We start from the raw sequence: 16,979 nt of genomic DNA, 5'->3' as shown, positions 1-16,979 counted from the left end.
GCCCCTTCCCAGCCGGCCGAGCGTAGGCGTTGCGTAGGGGGCAGCTCGGCAGGGATGCCGAGCTAGCCGCCACCCGGAGCAATGCCGAAGCGAGGGAACACCGAGCCCCAGCGAGGGGCCCATGGAGGGGCAAGCGTTTTTGCTTACTTTTTGCTGGGCCGGCACTCCGGCGTTTGAAAAAAGTGAGTCGCCGTAAGGGCGAAACCCTAAGTGGCCGTTACCGCAGCAATGGATATGTACCCAAACCCCAAACCATCAAGACGAAACCACCAGCAGCCACACCCACAGCAACGGATATACACCCCACCCCCTCACCACAAAAAGCCCCCAACATCCCCCACCACTACCGGAAAACACCTTCAGCCAACCACTCAGGAAAGTCCCGCATACCATGCAAAACCCGCCATACGTCGATGTGGTCATCGCGTTCAACGTAGAACACCAGATAGGGGTAACGCTTCAGCGGCCAACAAAGCCCCCCGGCAGATCCAGCTCGTGGGCGTAGCGAGACATACCCGAGGCCGGATGGCGGCCGATATGAAGATAAGCCTTTTCCAAAGCATCGATAAAACCGAGCGCAGCCTGCTCGGCCTGTTGGTCAAGCTAGTCGCTGATAGCGCCTCCCACGTCATGGCTGGCAAGGGCACGTGGCATGACCGGCTTGGCTTTCATCCTCGCGCCTTGTGAACCCTGGCACGCAGGGATTCGAAATAGTCACCCTGCACAGCAGTGCCCGGCGCCGATTGAGCACCGGCCAACAACAGGCCACGCAGATGTTGCCGATCCTGATCCTTGCGAATCAGCTCACGCACATATTCACTGCTGGTGCTGTAGCCGCGCTGGCTGACTTGATCATCGACAAAGGACTTGAGAGCGTCCGGCAGGGAGATGTTCATGGTGCTCATGGCTTTGTCCGCTTTTGACAAAATTTGCCAAACCATACCCCCTCACCCCGCCACCCGCACCACCCCCATATCAATCCCCAAATGCACCAACTCCGCATGGGAGCTGACCTGCAGCTTGCTCTTGAGCAAGGTCAGGTGGTTGGACACAGTCTTGGCGCTGATGCACAGCTGCTCGGCAATCACCCGCGCCGGGGTGCCCTTGGCCAGCATCACGAAGATCTCCAGCTCGCGCTGGGTCATGCTCTGCAAACGCGGGTCGCTGCTGTTCTGCGCCGGGGTGCAGGCCAGTTGCGTGGCCAGGGGCTGTTCGATGTAGGCGTGCCCGGCCAGCACACGGTGCACCGCTTCGATCAGCACCTGGGGCGCGGAGTTCTTGGTCAGGTAGCCCGAGGCTCCCGCCTCCAGGGCCTGGCGCACCAGGGGCAGTTCGTCGTGCATGCTGAAAAACAGCACCCGCAGCTGCGGCAGGCGCTGGCGCAGGCGGCGGGTGGTCTCCAGGCCGCTGATGCCCGGCAGGCCGAAATCCATGATCACCAGCTGCGGCACTTCTTCGGCGACCCGGGCCAGGGCCTCTTCGCCGCTGGCCGCTTCGCGCACCTGCATCGCCGGCAATACCGCGCGCAGCAGGCTGGCGTAACCCTGGCGGACCACGGCGTGGTCATCCACCAACAAGATGTTCATCAGGCCTCCATGGGCATGTTCAGGGGCATGTTCAAGGCCAGTGCCCAACCGGCGCCGGGACGGCTGAGGATGTGCAGTTCGCCGCCCAGGCTGCGGGCCCGCTCGGCCATCGAGTGCAGGCCGACGCCGGGGCGCTGGGGCTGGCGCGCGCCGCAACCGTTGTCGCGCACCAGCAGGCGCAGGCCCCGGGCGCTGCGTTGCAGGCGCACCCGTACCTGGCTGGCGTCGGCGTGCCGGGCGACATTGGTCAGCGCTTCTTGCAGCAGGCGGTAGAGGTGGGTCTTGCTGGCGCTGGGCAACGCTGGCAGGTCGGCGCCGACCCGCAATTGGCAGTCGATGCCCTGGCTGTCCTGCCATTGGCTCACCAGCAAACCGAAGGCTTCGGCCAGCGGCAGGTGCTGCAGCACCACCGGGTACAGGTCCTGCACCAGGGCGCGAAAGCCTTGCTGCAAGCGCTCGCAGTTGAGCTCCAGGGCCTGGGCCGTGTGCTCCACCACCGTGGGCTGGTTGCTGACCATGCGTAGCAGGCAGGCCTGGGCGCGAATGCCCGCCAGGTATTGTCCGAGGTCGTCGTGCAGGGTCTGCGCCAGGTAGGTGCGCTCGCGCTCCTGCACCGCCAGCAGGGCCTGGGTCAGTTGGGTGTTGTCGGCGCGGGTCTGTTCCAGGGTCGCGGTCATGCGGTTGAAGTGCCCGGCCAGTTGTCGCGCTTCCGGCAGGCCGGCTTCGCGCAGGCGCACCGCCAGTTGCCCGCCGGACACCTGCTGCAAGGCCCGCAGCAAATCATCCAGCAAGCCCATGCCACGGCGTACTGCCCAACGGATGGTCAGCAGGCTCAGGAGCAGGGCCAGGCCGCACAGGCTCAACAGCTGTTGCAGGGAATCCCAGACTTCGTCGATCTCATCCCGCGCGTCCACGGCGATCAGCACCCGACGGCCGTCGCCCAGGTCCAGCTCGCGGGCGCTGTGGCGGCGCTCGCTGAACAGCTGGCGGCCGAGCCAGGCGTCCAGCCCGGCCTCTTCCGGCATGCGGGCCGCCTCGTCCGCCGCCAGCCAGTGCACCCGTACATGGCGCAGGCTCTGGGTCAGGTGCGGTTGCAGGCCCGCCGGGTTGCGCGCGGCGCTGTCGCTGAGGTATTCCACCACCGCCTCGGCGGACTGCAACTCACGCTCGACATCGGCCACCGCCTGGTGCAGCAGCAAGGCGGCGCAGGCCAGGGTCACCACGGCAAAGAATGCCGTGACCCACAGGTTGATCCGCCACAGCGCCGACATGCCTAGCGCCCCGGCACCAACGGCAGCGCTTGGGGCAGCACCGGGCGCGGGCCGTGCAGACGGTCGACGCCGATCAGGCTGAGGATCAGCAGCAAGGGCAACAGCAGCAATTTGAGGATGCGCATGACGGTGTTCTCCAGGGTCGGGGCCGCTGCAACCATGCTAAGACCGCCGCACCCGCGCCGGGCTACTACCTTGGTACTGCCCGGGCGCTACTTTCTGCATATTTCCCCACCCCGGTACTCTTCCTATGCTGGCGCCACCTGCCGTGGAGTGCCTTATGCACAAGCCTGCCCCGCTTATCCCGACCTGCCTGCTGGCCCTGGCCTCGGTCCTGTTGCCCCTGGCCGCGAGCCAGGCCGGCGAAGAACCGTTGCAGGTGCGCATCGGCTACCTGGGCTATCGCCCCGACCCCGGCCCGCTGCTGTCCAACATCATTCCCGAGCCTGCCGACGCCGGGCTGCAGGGCGCGCAGCTGGCGATTGTCGACAGCAACAGCACCGGGCGCTTTCTCAAGCAGCAGTTCCAGCTCGACAGCGCCAGCGTCGACAGCCCCGAGGCGCTGCTGCAAGCCGCCAAGGCCCAGCATGACCAGGGCCTGCGGCTGTTCGTGGTGAATGCCCCGGCGGCCAGCCTGCGGGAGTTGTCCGCCGCCCTGCCCGACAGCCTCTTGTTCAACGCCGGCAGCCCCGACGACCGCCTGCGCAGCAGCCAGTGCCTGGGCAACGTACTGCACAGCCTGCCCGGCCGGGCGATGCTGGCCGACGCCCTGGTGCAGTTCATGGTGCTGCGCAAATGGCAGCGGGCCTTGCTGATCGTCGGCCAGACCGAGGATGACCGGGCCTACGCCGATGCCCTGCGCCGGGCCACCCAGCGCTTCGGCGTGAAGCTGGTCGCCGAGAAAGACTGGACCTTCGACAACGACCAGCGCCGCAGCGCCCAGGCCGACATGCCGCTGTTCACCCAGACCGCCGAATACGACGTGGTGCTGGTGGCCGACGAGCGCGGCGACTTCGGCGAATACCTGCCCTACCAGACCTGGTTCCCGCGCCCGGTGGCCGGCACCCAGGGCCTGACCCCCACCGGCTGGCACAAGAGCGTGGAGACCTTCGGCGCCGCGCAACTGCAAAAGCGCTTCGAAGCCCAGGCCGGACGCTGGATGAACGACCGCGACTTCGCCGCCTGGATGGCCGTGCGCAGCGTCGCCAGCGCGGTGAGCAAACTGCGCCAGGCCGACCCTCGGGCCCTGCAGACCCTGCTGCTCAGCGACCAGTTGCCCCTGGACGGGTTCAAGGGCCGCAAGCTCAGCTACCGGCCGTGGAACGGCGAACTGCGCCAGCCGATTCCCCTGGTGCAGCCCCGGGCCCTGGTCAGCACCTCGCCCCAGGACGGTTTCCTGCACCCCTTCAACGAAATGGACAGCCTGGGCTACGACCGCCCCGAAGTGACCTGCCGCTACCCCTGATCCCATAACCACAACAACAAGGAATCCGCCATGCGCCGCCCTCTTCTCTGCCGCTCCGCCCTGTGCGCGGCCCTGCTGCTCGCCGCCGGGCACGCCATGGCCGCCACCGCCTGGGTGTCCAATGAAAAGGACAACAGCCTGAGCCTGATCGACCTGCAGACCCTGGAAGTCACCGCGACCCTGCCGGTGGGCCAGCGCCCGCGCGGGTTGCTGCTGTCCCATGACAACAAGCTGCTGTACATCTGCGCCAGCGATTCGGACCGGGTCCAGGTGATGGACGTGGCCACCCGCAAGATCATCAAGGAGCTGCCCTCCGGCAAGGACCCCGAGCAGTTCGCCCTGCACCCCAACAACCGCTGGCTGTACGTATCCAACGAGGACGATGCGCTGGTCACGGTGATCGACACCGAGACCGCCAAGGTCCTCGGCCAGATCAACGTCGGGGTCGAGCCCGAAGGCATGGCGGTGAGCCCCGACGGCAAGTGGGCGGTCAACACCAGCGAAACCACCAACATGCTGCACTGGATCGACACCAGCACCCAGACCCTGGCCGACAGCACCCTGGTGGACCAGCGCCCGCGCTTCGTCGAGTTCAACCAGGACGGCTCAAGGCTTTGGGCCTCGGCGGAAATCGGCGGCACCGTGACCATCCTCGACGTGGCCACGCGCCAGGTGCTCAAGACCCTGAACTTCAAGATCAAGGGCGTGCACCCGGACAAGGTGCAGCCGGTGGGCATCAAGCTCAGCACCGATGGCAAGTACGCCTTCGTCGCCCTGGGCCCGGCCAACCACGTGGCGGTGATCGACGCCAAGACCTACGAGATCCTCGACTACCTGCTGGTGGGGCGGCGGGTCTGGCAGCTGGCATTCACCCCGGACCAGAGCCAGTTGCTGGCCACCAACGGGGTCAGCGGCGATGTCTCGGTGATCGATGTCAACAGCCTCAAGGTGCTCAAGTCGGTGAAGGTCGGGCGCTATCCCTGGGGCGTGGTGGTGACCCCATGAACGCCCTGGAGGTCAGCCAGCTGAGCTTCGCCTATGGCCCGCGCCAGGCCCTCGATCAGGTCAGCCTGAGCCTGGCCCCCGGGCGCTTCGCCGCCCTGCTGGGCCCCAACGGCGCCGGCAAGTCGACCCTGATCGCCCTGCTCACAAGGCTCTACGACCTGCAGCAGGGCGACATCCGCGTCGGCGGCTGCTCGCTGCGCAACGCCGCCCGCGCCGCCCTGCGCCAGCTCGGCGTGGTGTTCCAGCAAAGCACCCTGGACCTGGACCTGAGCGTGGAGCAGAACCTGCACTACCACGCCGCGTTGCACGGTTTGTCGCGGCGCCAGGGGCAGGCGCGGATCGACGCCGAACTGGCGCGCCAGGGCTTGAGCGAGCGGCGCCGGGACAGCGTGCGCGCCCTCAATGGCGGCCACCGCCGACGGGTGGAAATCGCCCGCGCCCTGCTGCACGAACCGCGCCTGCTGCTGCTCGATGAAGCCAGCGCCGGCCTCGACCCGGCCAGCCGCCTGGCGCTCAACCGGCACATTCGCCAGCTGTGCCAGGAACAGCGCCTGAGCGTGCTCTGGACCACCCACCTGCTGGATGAAGTGCAGGCCGACGACCAGTTGCTGATCCTGCATCAGGGGCGCCTGGTGGCCAGTGGCGTGGCCAGCGCCATCAGCCAGCAGCAGGGTGGCGACCTGAGCGCGGCCTTCGCCCGCCTGACCCAGAATCCCCAACCGCGCCCGGCCCCGATCGGAGAACCGCTCGCATGAACGCCTACTGGCAGTGCCTGCGCGGCATCGTGCTGCGCGAATGGCTGCGCTTCGTGCTGCAGCGCACGCGCTTTCTCAGCGCCCTGGTGCGCCCGCTACTGTGGCTGCTGGTGTTCGCCGCCGGCTTTCGCGCCGCCCTGGGCATCGCCATCATCGAGCCCTACAGCACCTACATTCCCTACGAGGTCTACATCGTCCCGGGGCTGGCCTGCATGATCCTGCTGTTCAACGGCATGCAGGGCTCGCTGTCGATGGTCTACGACCGGGAAATGGGCAGCATGCGCGTGCTGCTCACCAGCCCCCTGCCCCGGGCCTTCCTGCTGGCCAGCAAGCTGTTGGCCACCTCGCTGATCTCGCTGCTGCAGGTCTACGCCTTCCTCGCCGTGGCCTGGCTGTATGGCGTGCAACCGCCGGCCATGGGGCAGCTCAGCGCCCTACCTGCCTTGCTCCTGGTGGCCCTGATGCTCAGCGCCCTGGGGCTGCTGCTGTCCAACGCCATCCGCCAGTTGGAGAACTTTGCCGGGGTGATGAACTTCGTGATCTTCCCGCTGTTCTTCCTGTCCTCGGCGCTGTACCCGCTGTGGAAGATGCTCGAAGCCAGCCCCTGGCTGTACTGGCTGTGCGCCCTCAACCCCTTCACCCACGCCGTGGAACTGGTGCGCTTCGCCCTGTACGAACGCCTCAACCTGCTGGCCCTGGCGGTGTGCCTGGGGCTGACCCTGGTGTTCTCCCTGCTGGCGGTGCTGACCTTCAACCCCCAGCACGCCGCCCTGCGCAAAAGCACCTGAGCCACAATCCTGCCACCCACCTCCACCCAACGTAGGAGCTGGCTTGCCAGCGAAGAGGCCCGCAATCCCAACGCCAGACCCCAGGCCCCTTTCGCCGGCAAGCCGGCTCCTACACAGCGCTTGCCCATGGGCGATCTACGACTTTGGTACTGCTTTTGCTGTCGATGGTCGCATTCACAAAAGGCCCTGCCCTGGCATGTAATGGGCCTATAACAAAAAGGATAAAAGCCTTATGCCCCGTGCCTTAGAGACCCTGGCCGCGCTAACCCTGAGCCTGGCGCTGGGCGCCGCCCATGCCGCTGCCCCGCTGTTTTCCGCCGAGGGCTATCGCACCAGCCTGTACCGCAGCCCGACCCCGCTGCAGATCGACCAGGGCCGGATCATCGACACCCCGGGCCTGCAAGAGCTGCTCAAGGAGCAACCGGCGCCCCTGCTGATCGACGTCTACCGTCGGCAATGGCTGCAGGGACGCTTCATCGACAGCGAGCCCCACGCCAACCTCCCCGGCAGCCACTGGCTGGCCAACACCGGCGACGGCGAACTGAGCCCCGAGTGGCAGGCCTATTTCGCCGGCAACCTGCAACGGCTGAGCCACGCCGACCCGCAGCGCGCCCTGGTGTTCTATTGCCGTGCCGATTGCTGGCTGAGCTGGAACGCGGTAAAACGCGCGGCAGCCCTGGGCTATAAGAACATCTACTGGTACCGCGACGGCCTGGATGCCTGGGAGGCCGCCGGCCTGCCCGTGGAGGCAGCCCGGCCGCAACCCTTTCCCTGAGCGCCGCAGCACGGCGTTGCCGCCCCCATAACCACAATAACGAGGTGAAAGGCCATGTATAAAATTCTGATAGCCGACGATCACCCACTGTTTCGCGAAGCCATCCACAACGTCATCAGCGACGGATTTCCCGGCAGCGAGGTGATGGAAACCGCCGACCTGGACAGCGCCCTGGCCCTGACCCAGGAACACGACGACCTCGACCTGATCCTGCTGGACCTGAACATGCCCGGCATGCACGGCCTCAACGGCCTGATCACCCTGCGCAACGAAGCGCCGACCATTCCGGTGGTGATCGTTTCCGCCGAGCAGGACAAGCAGATCGTGCTCCAGGCCATCACCTACGGCGCCGTCGGCTTCATCACCAAATCCTCGGCGCGCTCGCAGATGACCGAGGCCATCGAACAGATCCTCAACGGCAACGTGTACCTGCCTCCGGACATCATCCGCACCCAGAAAAGCCAGCCGGGGCGGCGCAGCAGCGAGACCCCGAGCTTCCCCCCGGAACTGCTGCAGGCCCTGACCCGCAAACAGCTGTTGGTGCTGGAACGCATGACCAAGGGCGAATCCAACAAGCAGATCGCCTACACCCTGGACATTGCCGAAACCACGGTGAAGGCCCACGTCTCGGCGATTCTGCGCAAGCTCAACGTGCACAACCGGGTGCAAGCGATCCTCAGTGCCGGGGACATCGATTTCGGCGCCTACCTGCGCCGCTGAATTGCGCTGATCGTGCACCGACCCTGTAGGAGCCGGCTTGCCGGCGAAGGCGATCTTGCGGGCCCCTTCGCTGGCAAGCCAGCTCCTACGGTTGTCAGGGATGCCGCGTTGGGCTCAGCAGGTGGCTGATGGCGGTCTTGAGTTTCATCGGGCGCACCGGTTTGTGCATCAGGGTGTGGCCCAGTTCGCGCAGTTGCTGTTTGAGCTCGTTGCTGTAGTTGGCGGTGATCATCATCGCCGGGATCGCCAGGGCGCGACGGGCGTTGATTCGCGCTACCGCATCGATGCCGTTCTGTTGCTGGTCCAGGTGGTAGTCGGCAATCAGCAGGTCGGCCTCGGCGCGGTAGTCGTCCACCTGGCGCGCCAGGTCTTCTTCGGACAAGGCGGTGATCACCTGGCAGCCCCAGCCTTCAAGCAAGGTGCGCATGCCGGCGCAGATCGCCGCGTCGTTATCCAGCACCCAGATCCGCGCCCCCTGCAAACGCTCCAGCAGGGCGTCGCCCAGCTCCGGGCGCGGCGCTGGCAAGGGCGCGCTGGCGCTGATCGGCACCTGCACGCTGAACACCGAACCACGCCCCGGCCAGGAGCGCACGCCAATGCGGTGCCCGAGAATCCCGGCAATCTTCTCGACGATGGCCAGCCCCAGGCCCAGGCCGCGATCCTGGTCCGGGCGCTGTTCTTCGCCACGCTTGAACTCCTGGAAGATTTCCTCCAGGCGTTCGGCGGCGATACCCATGCCGCTGTCCCAGACTTCGATCGACAGCCAGCGCCCCTGGCGCCGACAGCCCAGCACCACCCGGCCCTGGCGGGTGTAGCGGATGGCGTTGCTCAACAGGTTGCGCAGAATCCGCGCCAGCAGCTGGATGTCGCTGCGCACCAGCGCCGAGCAGGCCACGAAGTGCAGTTCCAGGCCTTCGCTGCGGGCCACCTGGGCGTACTCGGCGGCGAGGTTTTCCAGCAGTTCGCTCAAGGCAAAGGGCGCGATATCGGCCTTGATCACCCCGGCATCGAGCTTGGAAATGTCCACCAGGGTACCCAGCAGGTTTTCCACGTCTTCCAGGGAGTTGCTGACATTGCGCACCAGGGCGCTGCTGGCCTGGGGATCGCGACGCTCCAGCAAGGCGCTGGTGAACAGCCGCGCGGCGTTCAGGGGTTGCAGCAGGTCATGGCTGACCGCGGCGAGGAACTTGGTCTTCGACAGGTTGGCCCGTTCGGCCTCGGCCTTGGCCTCGCGCAAGCGTGATTCCACCCGGCTGCGCTCTTCGATTTCGCGCAGCAGCTGCTGGTTGAGGGTGGTCAGCTCGGCGGTGCGTTCGCGCACCCGCAGCTCGAGGTTCTGGTAGGCCTGATGCAGCGCCTCGGCGGTGCGCCGGCGCTCGGTGATGTCGCGGATCAGCACGAAGATCCCCACCACTTCGCCATTGGCCAGGCGGTTGGGCACGTAGGAACGCAGCATGTAGCGCTCCTGGTTGTTGACGTTGGTCTCGGCGAATTCGAAGGTCACGCTTTCCCCGGCCAGGGCCCGCTCCACATAGGCCTCCAGGCGCCGGTAGTGCTGTTCGCTGTGCGCCTCGCGCAGGCTCTGGCCGAGCATCACGCCGCGCGGCCAGCAGTACCACTCCTCGTAGACCTTGTTGGTGAACTCGTACACCAGATCGGCATTGAGGTAGGCGATCAACGCCGGCACATGGTCGGTGATCAGGCGGATCCAACGCTCGCTTTCGCTCAGGGCCTCGGCGTGCTGGTAGCGCTCGGTGATGTCGGTGAAGGTGTTGACGAAGCCGCCGGTGGGCAGCGGATGGGTGCGGATCTCCAGCACCCGGCCATCGCTCAGGCGCTGCTCGCATTCGTGGATCGGCCGGCCGTTGGCGTCGCGGCTGTCGGGGCTCAGCAGGCGCAGTTCGCTGTCGCCGATGACCTCGGCAAACAAGCGATGCGCGGCCACCGGGGCCAGCCCGCTGAGTTCCAGGAAGCGTCGGTTCCACAACTCCAGCACGCCCTCGGCGCTGACCATGGCCACGCCCTGGGACAGGTTGTCCACCGCCCGTTGCAGCAGGTGGGACTTTTGCGCCACCGCCTGCTCCCGGCGCAGGGTTTCGCTGTGCTTGACCTCGGTGATATCGGTGAACAGGATCACCCGCCCGCCTTCCCGGGTCGGCCGCTCGCTGACCTGCAGCCAACGGCCGTTGTGCAGGCGATACAGCAACTGCTCGTCACCGCCACTGCGTGGCTCTTCGCTGAACAGCCCGGTGCTGGTCAGCAACCTGCGCACTTCCGAGAGGCGCATGCCGGCCATGATCCGCACCCGGCTGTGGCTCCAGAAGGCGCGGAAGCGGCTGTTGAACAGGACGATGCGCTGCTCCTGGTCGAACAGCACGAAGGCGTCGGAAATGCTCTCGATGGCATCGATCAGATGCTGGTGGGCAGTCTCGGCCCGCAGCCGCGCTTCGCTGAGCAAATGGTTGCCGGCCTTGAGCTCGGCCATGGCCTGGTTCAGGGCGTCGGTGCGTTCACGCACCTGCTCGGCCAGCACCACCGAATGCTGGAACGCCGCATAGGGGTCGTTGCCACGGGTGATGCCGGATTCGACCCGCTCGATCAGCGCCTCGTTGATGCGCCGCAGCTTGCGGTTCTCGCGCTGCAGGTCATCGAGCTGCGCTTGCAGCTCAGCGGCGGGCCGGAGTTCGACTGCGGGCAATGGCGACGCCGGTGAAGGTCTGGTTGATGTGCATGCCATTGAACTGTTCTCCGTAGGTGTTGAAACCCATCACCCGCTGTTCCCGCAAAAAGGCCCCGATCTGCTCCAGGCTGCCCTGCCCCTCTAGCTCCAGGCGGCGCAAAAAGCAGTCGCAGCCAATGGTCAGCAGCAACCCGCCGAGGCGCTGCTGCAAGCCGTCGAACAGCTGTTGCAGGTTGGGCAGCAAGGGGCCGGGGGTCATGGCGGTGAGGACGATGCCGTTTTCCACCGCGCAGTAGAAACTCAGGCTCAGGTCCGGGTGCACCTGCTGCACCGCGCGCACGTAATAGTGCTGGTTGATCCGCACCGCCAGGGGGTGGGCGGCGAACACCCGGTGGTCGAGCTGCGCCAGGGGCACGCCGATCAGCCGCGCGTACTCCTCGGCGGCGGGCTCGGCGTTCAGTTCATAGACCCGGCGCAAGGTACTGTCGGCGCCGGTGACCACCAGTTTTTCTTCCCGGGGCTGGATGTGGTGGGTGGTGAACACCTCGAAATCCAGCCAGGTGTTGACCAGCACCACCACCGCCGCGCCGCTGTGGAACTCGCCGCCGTAATACACGTGGGTGTGGGTCAGGTAGTTGTCATCGCCGGCCGAACCGCCGAAATGGGGAATGTCCCCCAGGGCCGCGCTGAGGGCGGCCAGCACCATCTCTTCGCGGCTCGACAGGCCGTCCAGCAGGGTCAGGGCGAAGCTGTTGCCCTTGATCGGCGCCAGGGTGTTGCTGCGGCAGCGGCCCACCAGGCGTTCGACCATCTGCTGGGCGTCGATCAGGCTGAAGTGCTCCATCTGGTCGATCAACTCGGCGGCGATGGAAAAGTGCCGGTGATCGAAGCCGATGGCGGTCACGCAGTTGCGTCCATAGCCCAGCGGGGTGATTTCCCCGGCGCTGGTGCAGCCCACCAGGGGAATGCCGCCAAAGCTCTGCTGCAAGGCCGGGCCCAGGGTCTGCAGGGGGTATTCGGCGGAACAGAAGAACAGCACGAAGCCCAGGTGCGGATGCAGCAACTGGCTGGCCAGGTCCTGGGCCACCTGCTGCGGATCGACGGCCTGGGACATGGCACTGACCACGCCCTCGCTCTGGGCTTGCTGCATCGTCGCCTCCGGCGCGGGTTGTCTGAGCAATGAGTGTACGAAGCCGGCCCCGGGGCACGAATGCTACTTGGGTAGCGGGTAGCCGGTTCCATGGGTGTAGGCGCTGGCTTGCCAGCGAAGGCGTCGGCCGGTTTGGTGCAAGGCTGGCGGGCCTATTCGCCGGCAAGCCGGCTCCTACGGGACATGCACCAATGCGCAAAACAGACGGGGAATAAGGCGCGCCACCTGCGTAGGAGCTGGCTTGCCAGCGAAGGCGTCATCCGGCCTGGTGCAAGGCTGGCGGGCCTCTTCGCCGGCAAGCCGGCTCCTACGGGGAAGGTGCCAATGGGGAAAATAGGCGGGGAATGCGGGGCGCGTCCTGCGTAGGAGCTGGCTTGCCAGCGAAGGCGCCGGCCGGGCTGGTGCAAGGCTTGAGGGCCTCTTCGCCGGCAAGCCGGCTCCTACAGGGGAAGGCGTCAATACAGGGGATAGGCGGGAGGCCGGCCCGGGCGCGATGCGCACGCCAGGGCCGGCGCGGGGGTTACCAGGTCAGTACGGCACCCACGGCGAAGGTGTCGGTGTTTTCGTTCTGCGCGGTGGTGTGGTGGCCGTCGATCTCGAACTGGTTGTACTCGGCCACCAGCTTGAGGTTGTCGTTGATGTCGTGGAACAGCGCCACGCCCCGGGTCTGGTAATCGGCGCCGCTGCCGACCACGCCGTTGCCGTCGTCCTTCGTCTTGCCGTAGGACAGCGCCAGGCGGTTCTTGCCCAGCTTGTAAGAGCCCTGCAGCAGGTAGCCCTTGCTGTCGACATTGCGCAGGGTGGCCTCGCCGGCGTTGTTGGTGAAAAACGGGTTGATGCCCTTGGCCTGGAACCCGGAACCGGTCAGGGACAGGCCGCCCATCTTGGCCTGCAGGCCATAGCCCAGGCCCTTGGAGGTCACCGATTGCACGTTGGGGTCGGTGTTGTCGGAGGTCTGGTAGCTGCCGTTGAGCCAGCTGTAGAACTTGGCCCCGCCCAGGTCGAACTGGTAGGTGACCTCGCTCTCGGTGCGCGGGTTCTTCTGGTAGGCCTTGCCCAGGGCGCTGCTGTCGTTGGTGTCCACCGGGTCGAGGATGCCCACCGCCACCCGCAGGCCGTCCATCACCGGGCTGCGGTAAGTGATCTGCGACGACGGAAAGGGATAGGGGTAACCGCTGCCGATGTTACCGAACGACACCCCGCCGCCGTCCACCAGCCCCAGGCTGTCGCTGACCTGGCCGTACCCGGCGAGCATTTCATCGAGCAGGATGTTGGAACGGGCGAACAGGCCGAAGTCCTTGCCGATCAGCACCTCGCCCCACTCCGGGTTGGCCACGGTGCCGTAGAACTGGCGCACGTCGATGGCGGTGTCGGTGCCGTTGGTCTCGCTGTCGTTGATGGTGACCCAGAACGAGGCCCGGGCGCCGAGCTTGAGGTCGTCCACCTGCTTGCCCATGTTGAAACCTAGGTAGTTGGGCAGAAAGCCCATCTTCACCCGCGCCTGACGGCGGTCGTACTGGTCGCCGGCGCGGTCGACCTTGCTGTTGACGTAGAAGGCGTTGATGTAGCCGTCGGTGGAAAAGGTCGTCTGGTCCTTGTCGTACAGCATGATCTCGGCTTCGGCGACAGAGCCCAGGCCAAGGGTCGACAGGCCGACAAGCAGGGCCGGAATCAGAGGGTACTGGCAGTTCTTATTGTTATGCATGGCGCGCTCCGCAAACGGGGGACGAAATGTCGGAGGCGATTATCGAAACGCGCCAAGGCCGCCCATAGGCTGCCTTGGGGGCAAATTCAGCATGCTTTGGAGGGGCTGGCAGGGACCGGCAAATCCGATCCACGACCGGCCCGCTACCGGGCCTACTACCTGGAGTAACACCAAGGGCTCATGGACCCGGGTGCGAAGGGATGAAGTCCTTAGTCGTCGCCCGTTCAGTCGTCGCCCGCCAGGGCCCGCAGCCGCGCCAGTTCGGCGGCGGCCAGGGGAATGCCTTCTTGCAGGGACTTGGCTCGGGTGCGGTAGCGCCGATCCCCCGGCATGCGCTCCAGGCCCACGGCCTGCATCTGCCGCACCAGCTCGCCGCTGCGCTGGGCAAAATGCCCGCCGCCCAGGTGGCTGGGGTCGATGACGATCAGCAGTTGCCCGGTCCAGGGCGTCTGCGCCCCCGGGTGTTGTGACCAGTCGAATTCGAAGGAGAAGTTGCCACCGGTCAGCGCCGCCGCCAGCAGCTCCACCATCATCGACAGCGCCGAGCCCTTGTGCCCGCCAAAGGGCAGCAAGGCGCCACCGTCGAGAATCGCTGCCGGGTCGCAAGTGGGCTGGCCGTCGCGGTCCACCCCCATGCCCGGTGGCAGCTGCTGGCCCTGGCGCTTGGCGATCTGCACATCGCCGTGGGCAATGGCGCTGGTGGCCAGGTCGAAGACGATGGGCTCGGCGCCTTCGCGGGGTGCGGCGAAGGCAATCGGGTTGGTGCCGAACAGCGGGCGCTGGGCGCCATGGGGCACCACGCAGGTCATGCTGTTGACCAGGCTCAGGGCCACCAGGCCTTCTTCGGCGAAGGGCTCGACATCCGGCCACAGGGCGGCGAAATGGTGGGAATTGCGAATCGCCAGGACCGCGATCCCGGCGCTGCGGGCCTTGCTCAGCAGCAGCTCGCGGGCCGCCGCCAGAGCCGGCTGGGCAAAGCCGCCTGCGGCGTCCACCGCCACCACGCCGGGGGCCACATCCTCCACTTGCGGCAGCGCCTGCCCATTCACCCAGCCACTGGCCAGGGACGACAGATAACCGGGAATGCGGAACACCCCGTGGCTGTGGGAACCGTCGCGCTCGGCGCGGGCGCAGTTATCAGCCAGCACCCGGGCCACTTCGGCAGAGGTGCCGTGGCGAAGAAAAATGCGTTGCAGCAAGTCGGTCAAGGCAGGCAGATCGAGGTACTCGACGGGTGCCTGCGCCAGGGTCGCCTGGTTCGCTTCGGTCATTGCAGCTCCATTGGAATTGTTATTGGAAGGTGCCTGACTATCGCGTCACGCCAGTTAACTGTCAAATGTTGACTTCATGACAGAAAACATTCATTTTCCATTGTCAACGGCCCACAAGAATGAAAACAACCATGAGCCAGCCCATCAAGCAACGCCTTGAAAGCAGCCTGTCCAGCGCCACCGCGTCGGGCCGGGCGATTGCCAGCTACATGCTGGCCAACCTCTATGAACTGCCCTTCCAGACCGCCGCCGACATCGCCGAAAAACTCGGCGTCAGCGAGTCCAGCGTCGGCCGCTTCTGCCGCGCCATCGGCTACAGCCATTTCAAGGATCTGAAAAACGACCTGAAGAACGACCTCGGCGAAGGCCCGTGGCTGGTGGGCGACCGCCTGCAGGAATTTCGCCAGCAGCCCAACCCGGCGGCCCAGGGCCTGCCCCGCAGCTTCGAGCTGGAAGTGGCGGCGCTGGTCAAGGTCTACGAATACAGCCTGACCCCGGCCTGGCAGACCGTGGTCCAGCGCCTAGCCAGCCGGCGCCGGGTGTACGTGGCGGGGTTCCAGACCGAGCGCGGCATCGCCGCCTCCATGGTCCACCTGCTGCAATACCTGCGCGACGGCGTGCACCTGGTGGACGGCGCCGCCGGGCATTTCGCCGACGTACTGCTGAGCCCCGCCGAGGACTGCGCCCTGGTGGTGTTCGAGGCAAGGCGCTACTCGCGCCACGCCCTGACCCTGTGCCACAAGGCCCGCGAGGCGGGAATTCCGGTGACCCTGGTCACCGATACCTTCTGCGACTGGGCCGAGCAGAACGCCGACGAGGTGTTCCGTGTGCCCACTGAATTCAACCTGTTCTGGGAATCCACCGCGGCCATGCTGTCGCTGGTGCACCTGTTGGTCAACGAGGTGTGCAAGCACCTGGGACCCGAGGTGGAAAAACGCCTGGAAGCCACCGCTGCCCTGCATAACGAGTTTGTTGGCTACACATCGTCCGCCCGACCAAAACAATAAATAACCGAGGTGCTCCATGAACAACGTCCTCCGCTTCGCCGGCGCTTGCGCCCTGGTCATCGCCGCCTCCACGGCCCAGGCCGAAACCTTGAAGATCGCCACCGAAGGCGCCTACCCGCCCTTCAACTACGTGGACTCCAACAACCAGCTGCACGGCTTTGACGTGGACATCGCCAACGCCCTGTGCAAGCAGATGCAGGTCGAGTGCCAGATCGTCGCCCAGGACTGGGAAGGCATCATCCCGGCGCTGCTGGCGAAGAAATACGACGCTGTGGTGGCCTCGATGATCGCCACCGACGAACGCAAGAAGAAGATCGCCTTCAGCAACCACTACTACCGCACCCCGCTGTCGGTGGCGGTGCCCAAGGACTCGGACATCACCGACGCCCAGACCAACTTCAAGGGCCGCACCGTGGGCGCCCAGGCCTCCTCGACCCAGGCCATCTACGCCGAGGACCACTACGGCCCGGCCGGTGCCGACGTGAAGTTCTACCCGACCCTGGACGAAGCCAACAGCGACCTGGCGGCCGGGCGCGTGGACGGGGTGATCGCCGACAAGTTCCCGCTGCTGGCCTGGGCTGAAAGCACTGGCAAGGATTGCTGCAAGATCATCGGCGACGTCAACGGCACCACCGCCGACGCCTCGATCGCCGTACGCAAGGAAGACAACGCCCTGCGCGAGCGCCTGAACAAGGCCCTGGACGAGATCGTTGCCGACGGCACCTACAAGAAAATCTCCAGCCGCTACTTCGCCTTCGACATCTACTGACCGCCCGCCTTTGCCGCTGCCCTTGCCCCGCG

General features: G+C 66.1%; 16 protein-coding genes and 1 pseudogene. 8 read left to right on the top strand and 9 right to left on the bottom strand.

The features are described 5' to 3' along the window. Positions 1–343 precede the first annotated feature (343 nt). From A9971_RS25335 to A9971_RS25315, 5 genes and pseudogenes are all read right to left on the bottom strand, one after another. Positions 344–567, bottom strand: a pseudogene (locus A9971_RS25335) (type II toxin-antitoxin system RelE/ParE family toxin). 101 nt (positions 568–668) lie between these two features. Continuing rightward, on the bottom strand, positions 669–905 hold the full coding sequence (locus tag A9971_RS25330; protein ID WP_011060512.1) for a type II toxin-antitoxin system ParD family antitoxin: 237 nt from the start codon (positions 903–905) through the stop codon (positions 669–671). A 42-nt stretch (positions 906–947) separates the two neighbouring features. Further along, a complete protein-coding gene (locus tag A9971_RS25325) occupies positions 948–1,586 on the bottom strand; it encodes a response regulator transcription factor (RefSeq protein WP_015635011.1) in 639 nt (212 codons plus the stop codon). Further along, positions 1,586–2,857 carry a HAMP domain-containing sensor histidine kinase gene (locus A9971_RS25320; protein ID WP_169894031.1) on the bottom strand — a complete coding sequence of 424 codons (1,272 nt, stop codon included), beginning with the start codon at positions 2,855–2,857 and terminating at the stop codon, positions 1,586–1,588. The genes A9971_RS25325 and A9971_RS25320 overlap by 1 nt, the downstream gene beginning before the upstream one ends. 2 nt (positions 2,858–2,859) lie before the next feature. Next, entirely contained in the window at positions 2,860–3,018 is a 159-nt protein-coding gene (locus A9971_RS25315) for a hypothetical protein (protein WP_015635009.1), read from the bottom strand. A gap of 119 nt (positions 3,019–3,137) precedes the next feature. On the opposite strand from A9971_RS25315, the gene A9971_RS25310 reads away from it, so the two are divergent. The 6 genes from A9971_RS25310 to A9971_RS25285 all read left to right on the top strand — a co-directional run bounded on the left by A9971_RS25310 (position 3,138) and on the right by A9971_RS25285 (position 8,365). Continuing rightward, a complete protein-coding gene (locus A9971_RS25310; RefSeq protein WP_182999920.1) occupies positions 3,138–4,322 on the top strand; it encodes an ABC transporter substrate-binding protein in 1,185 nt (394 codons plus the stop codon). 30 nt (positions 4,323–4,352) lie between these two features. Beyond that, entirely contained in the window at positions 4,353–5,327 is a 975-nt protein-coding gene (locus tag A9971_RS25305; protein WP_182999919.1) for a YVTN family beta-propeller repeat protein, read from the top strand. Beyond that, on the top strand, positions 5,324–6,082 hold the full coding sequence (locus A9971_RS25300) for an ABC transporter ATP-binding protein (protein ID WP_182999918.1): 759 nt from the start codon (positions 5,324–5,326) through the stop codon (positions 6,080–6,082). The genes A9971_RS25305 and A9971_RS25300 overlap by 4 nt, the downstream gene beginning before the upstream one ends. Beyond that, positions 6,079–6,870 (top strand): ABC transporter permease, encoded by a 792-nt coding sequence (locus tag A9971_RS25295; RefSeq protein ID WP_182999917.1) that lies wholly within the window; start codon positions 6,079–6,081, stop codon positions 6,868–6,870. Before A9971_RS25300 ends, A9971_RS25295 begins: the two co-directional genes overlap by 4 nt. A gap of 232 nt (positions 6,871–7,102) precedes the next feature. Beyond that, positions 7,103–7,645 (top strand): PQQ-dependent catabolism-associated CXXCW motif protein, encoded by a 543-nt coding sequence (locus A9971_RS25290; protein WP_011060505.1) that lies wholly within the window; start codon positions 7,103–7,105, stop codon positions 7,643–7,645. A gap of 54 nt (positions 7,646–7,699) precedes the next feature. Continuing rightward, on the top strand, positions 7,700–8,365 hold the full coding sequence (locus A9971_RS25285; RefSeq protein ID WP_011060504.1) for a response regulator transcription factor: 666 nt from the start codon (positions 7,700–7,702) through the stop codon (positions 8,363–8,365). Between the two features lie 94 nt (positions 8,366–8,459). On the opposite strand, the gene nahK is transcribed toward A9971_RS25285, so the two are convergent. From nahK to A9971_RS25265, 4 genes are all read right to left on the bottom strand, one after another. After that, entirely contained in the window at positions 8,460–11,102 is a 2,643-nt protein-coding gene (nahK, locus tag A9971_RS25280; RefSeq protein WP_182999916.1) for a hybrid sensor histidine kinase/response regulator NahK/ErcS', read from the bottom strand. Then, positions 11,032–12,195 (bottom strand): nitric oxide-sensing protein NosP, encoded by a 1,164-nt coding sequence (gene nosP / locus A9971_RS25275; RefSeq protein WP_011060502.1) that lies wholly within the window; start codon positions 12,193–12,195, stop codon positions 11,032–11,034. The genes nahK and nosP overlap by 71 nt, the downstream gene beginning before the upstream one ends. A 520-nt stretch (positions 12,196–12,715) precedes the next feature. Then, a complete protein-coding gene (locus A9971_RS25270) occupies positions 12,716–13,900 on the bottom strand; it encodes a porin (protein ID WP_182999915.1) in 1,185 nt (394 codons plus the stop codon). 224 nt (positions 13,901–14,124) lie between these two features. After that, entirely contained in the window at positions 14,125–15,171 is a 1,047-nt protein-coding gene (locus A9971_RS25265) for an Ldh family oxidoreductase (protein WP_169894017.1), read from the bottom strand. Positions 15,172–15,302: 131 nt separating this feature from the next. Between A9971_RS25265 and A9971_RS25260 the strand changes: the two genes are divergently transcribed. Further along, a complete protein-coding gene (locus tag A9971_RS25260) occupies positions 15,303–16,178 on the top strand; it encodes a MurR/RpiR family transcriptional regulator (RefSeq protein WP_047285528.1) in 876 nt (291 codons plus the stop codon). A gap of 16 nt (positions 16,179–16,194) precedes the next feature. Beyond that, complete coding sequence (locus A9971_RS25255; RefSeq protein ID WP_053150435.1) at positions 16,195–16,947, top strand: transporter substrate-binding domain-containing protein; 753 nt, start codon at positions 16,195–16,197, stop codon at positions 16,945–16,947. The last annotated feature ends 32 nt before the right edge of the window (positions 16,948–16,979 follow it).

This window comes from Pseudomonas sp. UME65, from assembly GCF_014170225.1.
Lineage (GTDB): Bacteria > Pseudomonadota > Gammaproteobacteria > Pseudomonadales > Pseudomonadaceae > Aquipseudomonas > Aquipseudomonas protegens.
This window is presented reverse-complemented; position numbering and strand designations above follow the sequence as displayed.

Bases quoted from the DNA above. Each gene is read 5' to 3' on its own strand.
- A9971_RS25330 (WP_011060512.1), bottom strand. From the start codon at position 905: ATGAGCACCATGAACATCTCCCTGCCGGACGCTCTCAAGTCCTTTGTC.
- A9971_RS25290 (WP_011060505.1), top strand. From the start codon at position 7,103: ATGCCCCGTGCCTTAGAGACCCTGGCCGCGCTAACCCTGAGCCTGGCG.
- A9971_RS25310 (WP_182999920.1), top strand. From the start codon at position 3,138: ATGCACAAGCCTGCCCCGCTTATCCCGACCTGCCTGCTGGCCCTGGCC.
- A9971_RS25255 (WP_053150435.1), top strand. From the start codon at position 16,195: ATGAACAACGTCCTCCGCTTCGCCGGCGCTTGCGCCCTGGTCATCGCC.
- A9971_RS25305 (WP_182999919.1), top strand. From the start codon at position 4,353: ATGCGCCGCCCTCTTCTCTGCCGCTCCGCCCTGTGCGCGGCCCTGCTG.
- A9971_RS25300 (WP_182999918.1), top strand. From the start codon at position 5,324: ATGAACGCCCTGGAGGTCAGCCAGCTGAGCTTCGCCTATGGCCCGCGC.
- A9971_RS25320 (WP_169894031.1), bottom strand. From the start codon at position 2,857: ATGTCGGCGCTGTGGCGGATCAACCTGTGGGTCACGGCATTCTTTGCC.
- A9971_RS25265 (WP_169894017.1), bottom strand. From the start codon at position 15,171: ATGACCGAAGCGAACCAGGCGACCCTGGCGCAGGCACCCGTCGAGTAC.
- A9971_RS25260 (WP_047285528.1), top strand. From the start codon at position 15,303: ATGAGCCAGCCCATCAAGCAACGCCTTGAAAGCAGCCTGTCCAGCGCC.
- A9971_RS25295 (WP_182999917.1), top strand. From the start codon at position 6,079: ATGAACGCCTACTGGCAGTGCCTGCGCGGCATCGTGCTGCGCGAATGG.
- A9971_RS25315 (WP_015635009.1), bottom strand. From the start codon at position 3,018: ATGGTTGCAGCGGCCCCGACCCTGGAGAACACCGTCATGCGCATCCTC.
- A9971_RS25285 (WP_011060504.1), top strand. From the start codon at position 7,700: ATGTATAAAATTCTGATAGCCGACGATCACCCACTGTTTCGCGAAGCC.
- nahK (WP_182999916.1), bottom strand. From the start codon at position 11,102: ATGGCATGCACATCAACCAGACCTTCACCGGCGTCGCCATTGCCCGCA.
- A9971_RS25325 (WP_015635011.1), bottom strand. From the start codon at position 1,586: ATGAACATCTTGTTGGTGGATGACCACGCCGTGGTCCGCCAGGGTTAC.
- A9971_RS25270 (WP_182999915.1), bottom strand. From the start codon at position 13,900: ATGCATAACAATAAGAACTGCCAGTACCCTCTGATTCCGGCCCTGCTT.
- nosP (WP_011060502.1), bottom strand. From the start codon at position 12,195: ATGCAGCAAGCCCAGAGCGAGGGCGTGGTCAGTGCCATGTCCCAGGCC.